Raw genomic sequence first — 15792 nt, 5'->3', positions numbered from 1 at the left:
CTCAGCAGCAGGCGGTTTGGCGAATGGGACGGTCTTGCATCGAAGCCAGGCGCCCTTGGTCGTTGTCCACCCAGGCCCGATGGGCCTGAAGCGTCAACTCCAGTACGCCTTTGATCCACTCAGGCAGCTCAGGGTGCAATCGGTAGTAGATCCATTGCCCCTGTCGGCGATCCTCCAGCAGCCCGCAGGCGCGAAGTTGTGCCAGATGACGCGACACCTTTGGTTGTTTGTCATCCAGGGCCCAGATCAGTTCGCATACGCACAGCTCTCCTTCGGCAAGGAGCATCAGCATGATGCGCGCGCGGGTTTCATCACCGAGGCATTTGAATACAGCGGAAGGAGTGAGAGACATTAAAGCCCTATATGCGTTAATGCGAATATTCGAATTAACGCATATAAAGGTTGTTTTGCCTAGCTTGCGGATCGGCACGTTAACGGTGTCATCGAATCTGGGCTTTACCCATCGTCAATCTGGTAATCCTGCCAACCGCAAGCCTTCGGCGAACCGTGCCAAGTCCTCATCACGATGTATCGGCAACCATTGCCTCAAGGTCGATACCCGAAACTTTGGGTCCAGCGCGCGCAAGCGTTGCATGGCCTGCTCGGCAGCGGGCATTCGCCCGGCGCATGCATGGCTTGCCGCCAGCACTGCCACCGCCGCCAGCAGACTGGGCAGATCGATCAGTGCCTTTTCTGCCCATTCCACAGCCTCTTCCAGCTGCCCAGCAAAGAAGTGTGCCAATGCCATGCCCACTTGCATGCGAAACATTTCCGGGTCCAGCGGGCTCAGCCGTGCGGCGTGCTGGAGATTTGCGATGGCGGTCTGCGCTTCGCCCCGTAGCACCCGTAGCATGCCGCCCAAATACCAGGCTGGCGCCAGATTGGGGTTGAGCAGGCGCGCGCGGTCGAGCAAGGCGATGCCACCGTCCAGGTCGCCTGTCAGGTGCCCCAGGGCATGGCCGCCGCGGGTCAACGCCACGGCATCGTCCCGCCCCAGTGCCACGGCCAGGCGTGCCAGGCGGGCGCCTTCGGCAATTTCCTTGGCGCGCTCGTCCATCCAGCCATTGAGCTTGCGCCAGAAATAGCACCAAGCCGCCATGGCATGGGCCGATGCGAACTCTGGATCAAGCTCGATAGCTTGGTAAAACAGCGGCAATGCTTCGGCAATCGCCTCACGGCTGCCGTCATGTAGCTTGGCGGTACCACGCAGGTAATAGTCATAAGCGCACAAGCTTTCGGTGGCTTTGCGCTTGGCCCGATCGATCTCGGCCCGCTCAAGCTGCGGAGCAATCGCGCCTACCACGCTTTCGGCTACTTGGTCCTGGAGTTCGAACACGTCGTCCAAACGGCCCTCGAAACGCTCTGCCCAAAGGTGTTCGCCCGTAGAGGCGTCGATCAACTGGCCGGTAATACGCACTCGGTTGCCTGCTTTGCGCACACTGCCTTCAAGTACATAGCGCACACCAAGTGTCCGGCCCACCTGCTGGATGTCGACACTCCGGCCTTTGAAGGTAAAGCTGGAATTGCGCGCAATGACGAACAGCCAACGGATGCGTGACAGGGCTGCGATGATGTCCTCGACCATACCATCGGCGAAGTAGTCCTGCTCCGGGTCACCGCTGAGGTTATGAAAGGGCAGCACGGTGATCGAGGGTTTGTCGGGTAATGCGAGCCCGATGCCGCCCCCGCGCGGTTCGGCTGCCGATGGCTGGGGGTTGCTGGCCCGTTCCCTGACCTGCCCCACGAAACGATACCCTTTGCGTGCCACGGTGCGGAGCAACCGCTGATCCTCGCCGGAGTCGCCGATGGCCCTGCGCACGGCGTTGATATGGCTGCTGATGGTCGATTCGCAGACGATCTTGCCACTCCATACACGGGTCAGCAGCTCATCGCGGCCCATCACTCGGTCGCGGTGGCTGACCAGTTGCAAAAGCAGATCGAACACTTGAGGGCCGATGTTCACGGCCTGGCCGCACTGGGTGAGCTCTCTGCGCTGCTCATCTAGCACATAGTCGTCAAACTCGAATGGCACGATGTGTCCCTCGCAAGCCCTGGTTCTTGTGTTCGAGGCCACTGTTCACGGGCATGGGTCGATCATACGGCAGCACATTGACCGCTGCACACGGCACAGTTCGCATTGAACAGTTTGGACGCGTTTTCAACGGTTTTTGAAAGCAAATTCCCTTCGTCAACAAGGACACCACCCAGCATTGGGCGCACGCTTGAACCATGACGGCCGCAAATGCATGCGGTCCAGTGTGGAGAGCGTGTATGAAAATCGTGGTTATCGGCGGCACCGGCCTTATTGGCTCGAAGCTGGTAAGCAGCCTGGCTGGGCAAGGGCATGAGGCTTTGGCAGCGGCGCCCAGCACCGGTGTGAACAGCATCACCCGCGAGGGATTGGCCGAGGCAATGAGCGGCGCGGCTGTGGTGGTGGATGTCAGCAATGCGCCGTCTTGGGAGGACCAAGCTGTGTTGCAGTTCTTCCAAGCGTCCACTGGCAACTTGCTGGCGGCAGAGAAAGCGGCAGGGGTGAAACACCATGTCGTGCTGTCAATAGTGGGCAGTGAGCGGCTTCCCGAGAATGGCTATTTCCGGGCCAAGGTCGCCCAGGAGGAGCTGATCAAGCAGTCTGGTGTGCCCTATACCGTGGTGCGCGCCACCCAGTTCTTCGAATTTGTTCAGGGCATTGCCGAGGCCGGCGCTGTTGGGCAAGAGGTGCACTTGTCCCCGGCGTTGTTCCAGCCGGTCGCATCGGACGATGTCGTTGCCGCGCTTACCGATGTGGTGCTGGCGCAACCGGCCAACGGCACTCTCGAGGTTGCAGGGCCCCAGGCAATACCGTTGGATGAAATGGCGCGGCGCTTGCTGCAGGTGCGGGGTGATTCACGCAAGGTGGTCGCGGATGTGCATGCACGCTACTTCGGCGCCGAGCTTGACGATAAATCACTCACCCCCGGTGCGGGAGCGCGCCTTGGCCTTGTGCATTTCGAAGATTGGCTGGCTGGAAACTGAACCCGGCTCACGCATCCCCCATTCAAGGAACACTACTATGTTCAATCGTCACCTCTTGGCCTTCGCATTTGCCGCCCTGACAATCACTCCAGCGCTGGCGGCTGAGCGCCCAGTCAGCAAGGTTACCGTGGTTTTTGATCACCCCCTGCCAAACGTGCCTGGCAAAAGCATGCGTGGGGTGATAGTCGACTATGCCCCGGGCGCGGCATCACCCGCGCATCGCCACCCACAGTCGGCCTTTATCTATGCAACCGTGCTCGAAGGTGAAGTGCGCAGCAGCGTCAACGGCGAGCCGGCCAAAGTCTACAAACCCGGCGAAAACTGGTACGAGGCGCCAGGCGCATTCCATGGGGTCAGCGCTAATGCCAGCGACAGCAAACCCGCCAAGCTCATGGCTGTGTTCGTGCTCGACAGCGATGAGAAGGTCTTGGTCACGCCGAGCGAAAAGTAAAAAACCAAAACCTGGCCAGACTAGCAAACTCAAGCAGCCGCCAGCTTTAGGCTGGCGGCGCTGCTAAGGTAAGCACCTCGACGATCGAACATGAGGTTCAAGATGCTTTCGCACACGCAGATCATTGCCCGAAACCGTGACGCCTGGAATGCGTCGGCCGATCAGCACAGGCGCAGCGCCGAATGGCTTCGGCTAGTCGACGCCGTGCAGAACAAAAGCTTCTCGTGCCTGGACTCGACCTTGACCGAGCAATTGCAGCAGGTGGGCATCGCCGCAAAGGCGGTCATCCAGTTGGGCTGCAACAACGGCCGCGAAGCGCTGTCGCTCTTTGCGCTGGGGGCATCGGAGGTGGTAGGTGTGGACCAGTCCTCGGCGTTTCTCGAGCAAGCGCGGCTGTTGGCCGAACAATCCCCGTATTCACCTGAGTTCGTCGAGGCCGATATCCACGGGCTGGCGGCCAATCTCGACGAGCGCTTCGATGTCGCCCTGATCACCATTGGCGTATTGAACTGGATGCCGGACCTCGGCGCCTTTTTCCATCATGTTGCCAGGGTGCTGAAACCAGGCGGCACGTTGGTAATCTATGAAACGCACCCGTTTCTGGAAATGCTCGACCCTCAAGCCAGCGACCCTTGGCGTATCAGCAGTTGTTACTTCCAAACCGACCCGGTGGTTGAAACCGGTGCAATCGTCTATGAAGGCACCGGCGAGCAGAATGATCTGCAGTCCTACTGGCATATCCACCGAGTGGGCGATGTGCTGGCCGGTGTCATCGGCGCAGGGCTGCAGCTGCGTGCTTTCAACGAGTACCCGCATTCCAATCGGGAAGACATCTACGCGATTTATGAGCAAAACGCGTTGCGCATACCCATGTGCTACGTGCTGGTTGCAGGCAAGTGACCTACCGCACCAGCCTTGGGATGATTCGAACATAAATCAGCTCACTGACAAGCTCTATCAATGTCTGAGTAATCACAGCTGCGGCCGCCAGGCCGCCCAGGCCCTCCGGCAACGCCAGGGCCAATGGCAGCACCACCAGCGAGTTGCGTGTCGCGGCGCTGAAGGTGACCGAGCGTGCCTGGGCTACCGGCAGGCGCAGCAGGCGCGCTGAGGCCAAGCCCAGCAGTGGCGCCAGCAGCATAAAACTGATGTATACCGGGATCACCGGCAGCAACTGGTCAAAATCCCGCAACACCAGGGCAATCTGCGAAGCGACCACAGCCACTAGCACCAACGCCATGGCCGGCACTGGCATCCACGCCCAGGCCTCGTTCCATGCCGCTACCATACGGTGGCGGCGGGCACTAACGTTCGTAAGAATGGCCAGCGCCATCGGCAACACGATCAGCAGCACGAACGCCTCCACGAAGGGGGTGATGCTGACCACCACCGCGCTGCTGTCGCCCAGCAGAAGGGTGAGGTACAGCGGCAGCAGCACCAGCTGCGCCAGTAACAGTACTGGCGTTGCGGCCAGGGTCAGGCGCGCATCGCCTTTGCCAATGTGAGTAAACACCACTACGTAGTCGATACAGGGTGTAAGCAACACCATCAGGGCGCCGATCAGGATCGCCGGGTGTTCGTCCAGGCCGCGGGTCAGTGCCCACACCAGCAGCGGCATGAGGATGAAATTGGCGACCAGCAGCGCGGCCATGAAGCGGCGGTTGCTCAGACTCTGCCGCACGTCGAGGAAGGGGATCTGCAGAAACATCGCATACATCAGGACGGCGATGGCGGGGGTGACCAGCAGGTGAAGATGCTGAGCAGCATCAGTCGCCAGTAGGCCGAAAACCACGGCGGCCACTACGGCGGCAAAATAGAGGGGGATCTGCTGGCTTTCGAGTTGCTCTCTGGTCAAATGGGTGGCCTGTGCTTGGAAATGGTCATCGGTGCACAGGGTAATACGCGCCGGCGTCGAGTGGGCAGTGATTACATGGCCCAGCTCGCGCCGCCAGCGCTTTGAGGTCAGCCTGGATTGAGCCAGTCCACGCCGCGTTCGAGAATGATCAGGTTTAGGGTGCTGGAGTGGGCTGCGGGGTAGCAGGCCAGAAATCCACCCACTGGAAACAACCCATGTACCTCCAGTGGGTGCCCATCTGGGTTGGTCGCGCGAATATCGCACTGGTTTTCACTGACCTGGTAAACGTCGAACGGTGCATCGCGTTGCGCGTCTATGAGTTGCCACTGGGTGGGGTAGGTAGGCTTGGTCGGTTGCACGTTCACCAGACCATCGGCAGTGGTGAATACTCCTTTGCCGAAGTGCGGCCCGCTTCGCAGATAAATACGGTAGCCCGCTTGGCTGTAGCGAAAGTACAGCAACAGCGTCGGCGGCTGGGGGGCTTTGTCGAAGCTGATCAGCCCGAGCTCCTGCTCATGGCTCCAGTCTTTGTCCAGTGCATCGAGCATGCCCAGGGTATGGGTGCCATTCACCCCGTAGGCTGGAAGCTTATGTGGGCTGGCGAGCACTACTGGCCCTGTGGTCATGTTGCCCAGCACGTTGACCGGGTAACCGTCCACCTGCAGGTTGGCAGTGAATGAGCGTTCTACATCAGTAGGCATGAGGCCCTCCGCTAGGGCAGCTGATCGAGGCCCCAAGGTAGTCCCCATGCGACGGCGGCCCCACCTGGAACCTGTACCGCACGGCAAGATGAAACGAAAAAGCCCGGCACATGGCCGGGCTTCCTCACATCAGGCGTTCGCCAATCAGTTGCCGTATACCGGCAGCTTCTTGCAGATGGCTTTTACCTTCTCGCGCACAGCGTCGATCACCGTTTCGTTGTTCAGGTCGGCCAGGATGTCGCAGATCCAGCCGGCCAGCTCGCGGCATTCGGCTTCCTTGAAACCACGGGTGGTCACAGCTGGGGTGCCGAAACGCAGGCCCGAGGTGACGAACGGAGAACGTGGGTCGTTCGGGACCGAGTTCTTGTTCACGGTGATGAAGGCTTTGCCCAGGGCAGCGTCTGCATCTTTACCGGAGATTTCCTGCTTGATCAGCGACAACAGGAACAGGTGGTTCTGGGTACCACCGGATACCACATCGAAACCACGCTCGATGAACACTTCGGCCATGGCCTGGGCGTTTTTCACTACCTGCTGCTGGTAAGCCTTGAACTCAGGCTGCAGGGCTTCCTTGAAGCAGATGGCCTTGGCAGCGATCACGTGCTCCAGCGGGCCACCCTGGGCACCAGGGAAGACGGCGGAGTTCAGCTTCTTCTCGATCTCTTCGTTCTTGCGAGCGAGGATCAGGCCACCACGTGGGCCGCGCAGGGTCTTGTGAGTGGTGGTGGTGACCACGTCGGCGAATGGCACTGGGTTCGGGTAGACGCCAGCGGCAACCAGGCCGGCAACGTGGGCCATGTCGACGAACAGGTAGGCACCGACCTTGTCGGCGATGGCGCGGAAGCGGGCGAAGTCCAGAACCTGCGAGTAGGCCGAGAAGCCGGCAACGATCATTTTCGGCTTGTGCTCGACGGCCAGGCGCTCGACTTCGTCGTAGTCGATCAGGCCGTTGCCGTCGATGCCGTACTGGATGGCGTTGTACAGCTTGCCCGAAGAGCTGACCGAAGCACCGTGGGTCAGGTGGCCGCCGTGGGCCAGGCTCATGCCCAGGATGGTGTCACCGGCCGACAGCAGCGCCAGGTAGACCGCGGCGTTGGCTTGCGAGCCTGCGTGTGGCTGAACGTTGGCGTAGTCAGCGCCGAACAGCTCCTTGGCACGGTCGATGGCCAGTTGCTCGACCACGTCGACGTATTCGCAGCCACCGTAGTAGCGCTTGCCTGGGTAGCCTTCGGCGTACTTGTTGGTCAGGACCGAGCCCTGGGCTTCCATGACTGCCGGGCTGGTGTAGTTTTCCGAAGCGATCAGCTCGATATGCTCTTCCTGGCGCAGGGCTTCTTGCTGCATGGCTTCGAAGAGCTCGGCGTCGTACTTGGCAATGGTCAAATCACGGCTGAACATGGCGGTCCTCAAGGATCGGGGTAATTTGGGGGGGCATTCTAACCGATTGATCCGCGCCTGGCATATGAAGTGGCATCAAGTCGCGGACCAATGGGCTTCATGTTGCATCCCGCGCCGTGTCTGGGCTGGCTGGTCACGGGAGTTGACTTTTGAGTCCGTTTTTTTGCCCAGGATTTAGCCATGACGCGGGCTTTGTGCGGGGTTTGCGCGAAGCCTGCGGCGCGGTGGATCGCAGCGGCTGCGTCGATGTTCGCGGGGCCTGCGCAGCCAGGACATTTACTCCCACTGCACTGTACTGTTCACTGAAACATGAACAGCGTTTCGTTGGAGAACTGCGCCTCGAACTGATGGGCCGGCATCGGCCGCCCGAACAGGTAGCCCTGGACTTCGTCGCAGCCATGCTCGCGCAGGAACTCCAGTTGTTCATGGGTCTCGACACCTTCGGCGATCACCGCCAGGTTCAGGCTGTGGGCCATGGCGATGATAGCCCGAGCGATCTGCGCGTCCTGCTCGCCTTCGGGCAGGCCGTCGACGAACGTGCGGTCAATTTTCAGCACGTCGATTGGGAACTGCTTGAGGTAGTTCAGCGACGAGTAACCGGTGCCGAAGTCGTCGACCGCGATGCTCAGGCCCAGGTTCTTCAGGCTGGCCAGAATCTGCATTGCTTCATCGACTTCACGCATCAGGATGCTTTCGGTCAGCTCCAGCTCCAGGCACGCCGGTGGCAGGTTGGTTTCCTCGAGAATGGTTGCGATACGCGTGCCCAGTTGGCCATCGGAGAATTGCCGCGCCGAGATGTTCACCGACACCTTCGGCACACGTACCTTGTTCTTGTGCCAGTGCTTGAGCTGGCGGCTGGCCTCGCGCAGCACCCAGTCGCCAACATCCACCACCAGCCCCAACTCTTCGATGACCGGGATGAAATCCCCAGGCGGTACCAGCCCTCGAGTCGGGTGGCGCCAGCGCAGCAGCGCCTCGGCACCGGTAAGGCGCTTGCCGTCACCGCTGAACTGCGGCTGGTAATAGAGGATGAACTCGTTCTGTTCCAAGGCGTGCCGCAGGTCGCTTTCCAGCTCCAGGCGCTCCAGGGCGCTGGCGTTCATTTCGGTCTGATAGAACTGGAAGTTGTTCTTGCCGCGCTCTTTGGCGTGGTACATGGCGGTGTCGGCGTTCTTCATCAACTGGCTCAGCTCGTTGCCATCCTGCGGGCTGAGTGCAATACCGATGCTGGCGGTGACGAAAAACTCACGGCCTTCGAGCACGAACGGCCGCACCAGGCCGCCGAGGATGTTTTCGGCAACATGAATGGCCCGGTTCAAGGCCATGTCACGGGTGGCGCGTGGTTGCAGCAGTAAGGTGAACTCGTCGCCGCCCATGCGCGCCACTGTATCGTCTTCGTCGACGCAGGCCAGCAGGCGCAGAGCCATGTCCTTGAGCATGCGGTCGCCTGCCGCATGGCCCAGGGAGTCGTTGATCGGCTTGAAGCGGTCCAGGTCAAGGAACATCAGCACAACCCAAGACTTCTGCCGCTCGGCCTGTTGCAGCGCGGTGTGCAGCCGGTCCTGGAACAACGTGCGGTTGGGTAGGTGCGTCAGGGCGTCGTAGTAGGCCAGGCGATGAATGCGCTGTTCGCTAGCCTTGCGCTCGCTGATGTCGGTGAAAAAGCATACATAGCTGGCCAGGTCGCCCTCGTCGTCCAGCACCGCGGTGATGCCGACCCAGGCTGGGTAGCGGTCGCCGTCGCGGCGCTTGAGCCACACTTCGCCTTCCCAGCTGCCGCGCTGGTGAAGTTGCTTGAGTACGTAGCGCAAGTGGCTTTCCTGCTGGTCCTCGACCACCAGCATGGCCGGCAACTGGTCGAGCACATCGCTGACCGCGTAGCCGCTGACCCGGCTGAATGCTTCGTTGGCCTGCACGATGTAACCTGCTGGGTCGGTGATGAGGATCGCCGAGGTGGAATGCTCGAAAACCGTCGCGGCCATGCGCAGGTCTTTTTCCGCACGGCGTTGCTGGCTGATGTCACGGCCAACCCCAAGCACGCCCTGGAAGCGTTGCTGATCGTCCCACACCAGCACCAGCCGCAGTTCGATGGGGATTTTGCGGCCATCGGCGCGCATGCAGTCGAACAAGAACAGCTGCGTTGGCAGCTGGCTGCGCAGACGCTCCAACAGTTCGCTGTCACCCAAGGCTTTGCTCACCCGCTCCATCAGGCTGTAGATGCCGGTGAGCTGGGCGGGATTGGCGATGATCGATTGCCAGCCGTTGGCGAAGATCCACTCGGCCTGGTAGCCCAGCACGGCCTGCACCGAAGGGCTGAGGTAGTTCAGTTGCAGGCGGCTGTCGGTGGAAAAGATAACGTCGCTGATGCTTTCGGCAAGCATGCGATAGCGTTGTTCGCTGTCGCGCAGCGACTGGCTGGCCTCGATCTGCACCGTGACATCCTTGCCTATGCCGATGATGCGGGTCACCAAGCCTTCTTCATCGCGGGTCAGCACCTGCTCGCGAATCTCGTAGCAGCGCCAGCCACCGTCATGGTGGCGGAAGCGCAGTTGCGTGTGCAGCGACTGGCTGGGGGCAAGATCGCGTTGTTGCTGACGCAGCGCCCGGTAGTGCTCGGCATCTTCAGGGTGCAGCAGCAACTCCCAGAAACGATCGCCCATCTGGGCAAGCTGGGTGCGGTCGTAGCCCAGGGTTTGGCCCAGGTGACGGTTGCTGAAGATCATTCGCTGGCTAAGCACGTCCTGCACGTAGAGCTGGTCCGGCACGGTACGCACCACGTCGGACCAGAAGCTTTCACGCTCCAGCAACGACAGTTCTACCTGTTTGCGGCTGGTGATATCGCTGATGCTCAGGATCACCGCCTGATAGTCGCGACGCTCTTGTGGCAGGCGCGCCATCAGCCACAGGTGCAGCTCGCCACCCAGCGGCGCGGACAGGCGCACTTCAAGTTCCAGGGTTGGGCGTTGCTCGATCAGCGCGTCGATCAGTTGCATGCCCACGCTTTCACGGCCGTCTCCGCTGCCGTCGATCAAGCGTTGCCAAGCCCCTTCGTGACATTGCACGTTGAGCAGGTGGCGCGCCACCTGGTTGATCTCGGTGATCTTGAGCTCTTGCAGCAGCGCACGGCGCAAACCAGGGTCCAGTGCCAGGCTTTGCTTGAGCCCGGCCAGGTTGCGCAGATGATAGCGGTCAAGCTGCCCAGGCAGGCTCGACAGGTCGAGCACGCACAGCGCTACGCCTGTGCCTTCGAAGATTTCGTGGTAGCGCCGACGGTCCTCGTGCAAGGCACGCTGGCGCCGGCGCATGCTGATCAGCGCCAACACCGGCAGCAGGGCACAGAGCAGCGCCAGCAGGCACTTGCCAATCAGGGCTGGCAGCAGGTTCTTCCGAGCCTGGCCGGCGTCGAACAGGCCGCGCAACTGCCAGGTGCTGTTGTCGATGAAGGCGAGCATCACGCTTTGCAGCGGCTCATCACTGGTTTGTACCGGAGCATGGCGTTCCAGTACCTCGCCGGTGCGGCTGTTTTCCAGCAGCCAGAGTGGATGCCCAGGGCTATCCAGGTGGGTAGTGAGCACTTGGTAATAGTTAGGTGACAGGCGCAGCAGCCAGTAGCCGCGGCCTTGTTCGGTCGTCTGACGCAGCAGCAGGTAGAGGGTGCGATTGTCTGCGGCGTTGGTGTAGAAAAAATTCCGGCCTTGACTCAACCCCAGCAGCTCGTCAATGAACTGGCGGTCGGGGCTGCCCTCCAGGCTGTCGCTGCGTACCTGCCCAGCCTCGTCCAGCCACGCCAGGTCCTGCAGATCAGACAGGCGCTCGCGCAGTGTGGCCAGCAGACTGGGCATCGCATCGGCCGCCGGTGCTTTGACGTAAGGCTGGAGCACAGTGAGGGCCTGCTGGGCTTTGAGCGCCATGTTCAGGCCCAGGTGGTCGGCGAGTTCTGCACTGGCATTGAGGTGCTGCAGGCGCTGGTCGTCCTGGGTGTGGCGGAACTGCGCGAGCAGTTGCCACAGCAGCAACCCCAGCAGGATCAATGCCAGCAGGGCCAACGCACCTTTGACCGAACCCCGCAGCGAAGCGACTGGGGCCGACGGAGCGGGGCGCAGCAGGGTCGAAGGTTTGAGATTGGTCAAGCGTTGGTCCTGCGATTGGGCTGGCGATGGCAGGGTAGGAACATGCACGGTATATGCCGGTGTCTGCACGAGCCTTGACCGTGAGGGCGCACTATAAAGCCGGACATTCGAACGGGCTAGCATGCCTGTGATTGTGGCAATGTGCCAGCTCGATTGTCCGAGGCCGATGGTCGTCGTGCTGCGCAGCCGTTCGGCAAGCCCCTGCATCCTGTGCGAGAATGCCGCCCGCTTCAATGACAACGTATCGGAGATGTTCCGTTTTGGTTACTCACTTTTCCACCAATGGCCTCGATTCCGCCTGTGGGCGCAGCAGTCAGACCCTTGTCAGCACTGCCGTGACCACGGACGTATCCTGCAAATCCTGCCAGCGTTCGCTGGGTAAACCCGAGGCGGCAGGGGCCGCGAAAAACAAGACACCCTCACTGGCTGAGCTGCGCAAGACTGCCAAGGCACAGGTGACGGTCGAAAAGGTGCCTGTGGCGGGCATGACCAAGCCGGCTGGCAAGGCTGCTGGCGAGCCGACCGTTGCCACGCAACCCGTTCGCAGCGGCGGCTTCAGCGTCAAGGCCGCTTACGCCGCGCGCCTGGCCGAGCAGGCAGGCCGTAGCCGCCTGCCCCGTGGCAAGGCTGGCAAACAGCGTCACGTCTGAGCCATTTTCGGCGGCTGCACGGGCCCGCTCGCGGTTCACCTGGCTCCCACAGTGATGCCCAGGTCAATGTGAGCGGGTTCAACTGCGAAGGGGCCGGGCCAGGCCATGATGCCTTCAGGGTCACGATGCTCCCGTGCCACCATACGACCACACTGTGCAACGCTGCGCGTTGGCGTAGAATGGTCGACTTTGTTCAATGACACCCCGTAAACACATCCCCCTGCCCCCTCAATGCCGGGGCAATCGTCGATGTCTTTACCTATCTGATAGAGGGCTTGGTTTTGGCTCAATACGTCTACACCATGCATCGGCTGAGCAAAGTCGTGCCGCCGAAGCGGGAAATTCTCAAGAATATCTCCCTGTCGTTCTTCCCAGGCGCCAAGATTGGCGTACTCGGCCTGAACGGTGCCGGTAAATCGACCCTGCTGCGGATCATGGCTGGCGTCGATAAGGAATTCGACGGCGAAGCCCGTCCGATGCCCGACATCAACGTAGGTTACCTGCCGCAGGAACCGCAACTGGACCCTAACAAGACCGTGCGTGAAGTGGTCGAGGAAGCGGTCAGTGTGATCAAGGACGCCCAGGCTCGCCTGGACGAAGTCTACGCGGCTTACGCCGAGCCAGATGCCGACTTCGACAAGCTGGCCGCCGAACAGGCCAAGCTCGAAGCCATCCTGCAGGCTGCCGATGGCCACAACCTTGAGCGTCAGCTGGACGTTGCCGCCGACGCCCTGCGCCTGCCTGCCTGGGATGCCCGCATCGAGCACTTGTCCGGTGGTGAGAAGCGCCGCGTGGCCCTGTGCCGCTTGCTGCTGTCGGCCCCTGACATGCTGCTGCTGGACGAGCCGACCAACCACCTGGACGCCGACTCGGTAGCCTGGCTCGAGCGCTTCTTGCATGACTTCCCCGGCACCGTGGTTGCCATCACCCACGACCGTTACTTCCTCGACAACGTCGCCGGCTGGATCCTCGAGCTGGACCGCGGCGCTGGTATCCCGTACGAAGGCAACTACTCGGGCTGGCTGGAAGCCAAGTCGGAGCGTCTGGCGCAGGAGTCCAAGCAGCAGAGTGCCCACGAGAAGGCGATGAAAGAGGAACTGGAGTGGGTGCGTAAAGGCGCCAAGGCTCGTCAGTCCAAATCCAAGGCTCGCCTGCAGCGCTTTGAAGAAATGCAGTCGCAGGAATTCCAGAAGCGCAGCGAAACCAACGAGATCTACATCCCGGCCGGCCCGCGCCTGGGTGACAAGGTCATCGAATTCAAGAACGTTACCAAGGGCTACGGCGATCGCGTGTTGATCGACAACCTGTCTTTCGCCATGCCAAAAGGCGCTATCGTCGGCGTTATTGGTGGTAACGGTGCAGGTAAGTCCACTTTGTTCCGTATGCTGATGGGCAAAGAGCAGCCAGACTCTGGCAGCATCGAGATCGGCGAAACCGTGCAGCTGGCCTGTGTGGACCAGAGCCGTGAAGACCTCGATGGCGCCAAGACCGTGTTCCAGCAGATCTCTGACGGCTCCGACCAGATCCGCATCGGTAACTACGAGATTCCATCGCGCACCTACGTTGGCCGCTTCAACTTCAAAGGCGGCGACCAGCAGAAGTTCGTCAAGGACCTGTCCGGTGGTGAGCGTGGCCGCCTGCACTTGGCTTTGACCCTGAAGGAGGGCGGCAACGTCCTGCTGCTCGACGAACCTTCCAACGACCTTGACGTTGAGACGCTTCGCTCGCTGGAAGAAGCCCTGTTGGACTTCCCGGGGGCTGCCATTGTGATTTCCCACGACCGTTGGTTCCTGGACCGTGTGGCCACTCACATCCTGGCGTACGAAGACGATTCGAACGTGGTGTTCTTCGAAGGTAACTACACCGAATACGAAGCCGACCGTAAGAAGCGTTTGGGTGACGCTGCTGCCCAGCCTCACCGTGTGCGGCACAAGAAGCTGGCCCAGTAAGCCAGTCTTTTTGATGCACAAGAATGGGGCCCTTCGTGGCCCCATTTTTGTGCCTGACGTTACCCATACCGCGAATAATCCTGCGTCTGCGCCAATGACACGCAGCACCCATTTCGCTGGGCTCAAGTGGCAGTGAGCTGATCGGCCATGAAGCCATCGACAGACTGCTTTTTGTATACACTTATATAAAACGCACCAAATAATTTCATAAAAACGACATTTTGCCCTGTTCCGGTGCGATTGCTTCTTGGTACATTCCGGGAAAAACCAATAAGTCCAATCCTCTTGGTGAGATGTCTACCATGATCGAATCCGTCGACAGTTTCCTCGCACGCCTTCAACAGCGCGACCCAGGCCAGCCCGAATTCCATCAGGCAGTGGAAGAAGTGCTGCGCACACTATGGCCGTTTCTGGAGGCTAACCCTCGCTACCTGCAGTCGGGCATCCTCGAACGCATGGTCGAGCCTGAGCGCGCTGTTCTGTTCCGGGTGTCGTGGGTCGATGACCAGGGCAAGGTCCAGGTCAACCGTGGCTATCGCATCCAGATGAGCAGCGCCATTGGGCCGTACAAAGGTGGCCTGCGTTTCCACCCGTCGGTGAACCTGAGCGTGCTCAAGTTCCTGGCCTTCGAACAGGTATTCAAGAATTCCCTCACCTCGCTGCCGATGGGCGGCGGTAAGGGAGGCTCGGACTTCGACCCCAAAGGCAAGAGCGACGCTGAAGTGATGCGCTTCTGCCAAGCCTTCATGAGCGAGCTGTACCGCCACATTGGCGCCGATTGCGATGTGCCGGCCGGGGATATTGGCGTTGGCGCCCGCGAAATCGGCTTCATGTTCGGCCAGTACAAGCGCCTGGCCAACCAGTTCACCTCGGTGCTGACCGGCAAAGGCATGACCTATGGCGGTAGCCTGATCCGCCCTGAAGCCACAGGCTATGGCTGTGTGTACTTCGCCGAAGAAATGCTCAAGCGCCAGGGCCTGCGTGTCGATGGTCGTCGCGTGGCGATTTCCGGGTCGGGCAATGTTGCCCAATACGCTGCGCGCAAGGTCATGGACTTGGGCGGCAAGGTGATTTCGCTGTCCGACTCCGAGGGTACGCTGTACGCCGAAGGCGGCCTGACCGAAGCCCAATGGGAAGCGGTGATGCAGCTCAAGAACGTCGCACGCGGGCGCATCAGCGAGCTTGCCGAGGCCTTTGGCCTGGAGTTCCGCAAGGGCCAGACGCCCTGGAGCCTGCCATGCGACATCGCGCTGCCGTGTGCCACGCAGAACGAGCTGGATCTCGAAGACGCTCGCACGTTGCTACGCAACGGCTGCATCTGCGTAGCCGAGGGCGCCAACATGCCTACCACGCTGGCAGCGGTAGATTTGTTCATCGATGCCGGCATCCTTTATGCCCCAGGCAAAGCGTCCAACGCCGGTGGGGTGGCCGTATCGGGCCTTGAGATGTCGCAGAACGCCATGCGCCTGCTGTGGACGGCCGGTGAAGTGGACAGCAAGCTACACAACATCATGCAGTCGATTCACCATGCCTGCGTCCATTACGGTGAAGAGGCCGACGGCAAGGTCAACTACGTCAAAGGTGCCAACATTGCAGGTTTCGTGAAAGTCGCCGATGCCATGCTGGCCCAGGGCGTGGTCTGA

Annotated in this window: 12 protein-coding genes; 6 read left to right on the top strand and 6 right to left on the bottom strand. The window is 60.8% G+C overall.

Going from position 1 to position 15792, the window contains the following annotated elements:
* Position 1: 1 nt before the first annotated feature.
* A complete protein-coding gene (locus tag J5M56_RS14860; protein WP_186478230.1) occupies positions 2–352 on the bottom strand; it encodes a metalloregulator ArsR/SmtB family transcription factor in 351 nt (116 codons plus the stop codon).
* 114 nt (positions 353–466) lie between these two features.
* Positions 467–2032 (bottom strand): winged helix-turn-helix domain-containing protein, encoded by a 1566-nt coding sequence (locus J5M56_RS14855; protein WP_186478231.1) that lies wholly within the window; start codon positions 2030–2032, stop codon positions 467–469.
* A 239-nt stretch (positions 2033–2271) separates the two neighbouring features.
* Here J5M56_RS14855 and J5M56_RS14850 point away from each other — a divergent pair, with 239 nt between their 5' ends.
* The 3 genes from J5M56_RS14850 to J5M56_RS14840 all read left to right on the top strand — a co-directional run bounded on the left by J5M56_RS14850 (position 2272) and on the right by J5M56_RS14840 (position 4366).
* Positions 2272–3015 (top strand): SDR family oxidoreductase, encoded by a 744-nt coding sequence (locus tag J5M56_RS14850; RefSeq protein ID WP_186478232.1) that lies wholly within the window; start codon positions 2272–2274, stop codon positions 3013–3015.
* Between the two features lie 37 nt (positions 3016–3052).
* Entirely contained in the window at positions 3053–3466 is a 414-nt protein-coding gene (locus tag J5M56_RS14845; RefSeq protein WP_207937221.1) for a cupin domain-containing protein, read from the top strand.
* 90 nt (positions 3467–3556) lie between these two features.
* Complete coding sequence (locus J5M56_RS14840) at positions 3557–4366, top strand: class I SAM-dependent methyltransferase (protein ID WP_060480405.1); 810 nt, start codon at positions 3557–3559, stop codon at positions 4364–4366.
* A gap of 1 nt (position 4367) precedes the next feature.
* On the opposite strand, the gene J5M56_RS14835 is transcribed toward J5M56_RS14840, so the two are convergent.
* The 4 genes from J5M56_RS14835 to J5M56_RS14820 form a co-directional block, all read right to left on the bottom strand.
* Positions 4368–5321 (bottom strand): arsenic resistance protein, encoded by a 954-nt coding sequence (locus J5M56_RS14835; RefSeq protein ID WP_186478234.1) that lies wholly within the window; start codon positions 5319–5321, stop codon positions 4368–4370.
* 107 nt (positions 5322–5428) lie between these two features.
* Positions 5429–6022 (bottom strand): hypothetical protein, encoded by a 594-nt coding sequence (locus tag J5M56_RS14830; protein WP_186478235.1) that lies wholly within the window; start codon positions 6020–6022, stop codon positions 5429–5431.
* Between the two features lie 144 nt (positions 6023–6166).
* Entirely contained in the window at positions 6167–7420 is a 1254-nt protein-coding gene (gene glyA, locus J5M56_RS14825; RefSeq protein WP_186478236.1) for a serine hydroxymethyltransferase, read from the bottom strand.
* 299 nt (positions 7421–7719) lie between these two features.
* A complete protein-coding gene (locus J5M56_RS14820; RefSeq protein WP_186478237.1) occupies positions 7720–11550 on the bottom strand; it encodes a bifunctional diguanylate cyclase/phosphodiesterase in 3831 nt (1276 codons plus the stop codon).
* 260 nt (positions 11551–11810) lie between these two features.
* Here J5M56_RS14820 and J5M56_RS14815 point away from each other — a divergent pair, with 260 nt between their 5' ends.
* The 3 genes from J5M56_RS14815 to gdhA all read left to right on the top strand — a co-directional run bounded on the left by J5M56_RS14815 (position 11811) and on the right by gdhA (position 15792).
* Positions 11811–12200, top strand: coding sequence for a hypothetical protein (locus J5M56_RS14815; protein WP_186478238.1), 390 nt, complete (start codon positions 11811–11813; stop codon positions 12198–12200).
* 281 nt (positions 12201–12481) lie between these two features.
* Positions 12482–14149 carry an energy-dependent translational throttle protein EttA gene (ettA, locus tag J5M56_RS14810; protein ID WP_060480616.1) on the top strand — a complete coding sequence of 556 codons (1668 nt, stop codon included), beginning with the start codon at positions 12482–12484 and terminating at the stop codon, positions 14147–14149.
* Positions 14150–14451: 302 nt separating this feature from the next.
* Entirely contained in the window at positions 14452–15792 is a 1341-nt protein-coding gene (gene gdhA / locus J5M56_RS14805) for an NADP-specific glutamate dehydrogenase (protein ID WP_186478239.1), read from the top strand.

The sequence above is a fragment of the Pseudomonas sp. 51_B genome (genome assembly GCF_017491595.1).
Classification (GTDB): Bacteria; Pseudomonadota; Gammaproteobacteria; order Pseudomonadales; family Pseudomonadaceae; genus Aquipseudomonas; species Aquipseudomonas promysalinigenes.
Note: the sequence above shows the minus strand (reverse complement) of the source record. Positions and strands in the feature narration are given on the sequence as shown.

Coding starts and splice junctions, on each gene's coding strand:
- J5M56_RS14860 (WP_186478230.1), bottom strand. CDS start 352: ATGTCTCTCACTCCTTCCGCTGTATTCAAATGCCTCGGTGATGAAACC.
- J5M56_RS14850 (WP_186478232.1), top strand. CDS start 2,272: ATGAAAATCGTGGTTATCGGCGGCACCGGCCTTATTGGCTCGAAGCTG.
- J5M56_RS14845 (WP_207937221.1), top strand. CDS start 3,053: ATGTTCAATCGTCACCTCTTGGCCTTCGCATTTGCCGCCCTGACAATC.
- J5M56_RS14840 (WP_060480405.1), top strand. CDS start 3,557: ATGAGGTTCAAGATGCTTTCGCACACGCAGATCATTGCCCGAAACCGT.
- J5M56_RS14830 (WP_186478235.1), bottom strand. CDS start 6,022: ATGCCTACTGATGTAGAACGCTCATTCACTGCCAACCTGCAGGTGGAC.
- glyA (WP_186478236.1), bottom strand. CDS start 7,420: ATGTTCAGCCGTGATTTGACCATTGCCAAGTACGACGCCGAGCTCTTC.
- gdhA (WP_186478239.1), top strand. CDS start 14,452: ATGATCGAATCCGTCGACAGTTTCCTCGCACGCCTTCAACAGCGCGAC.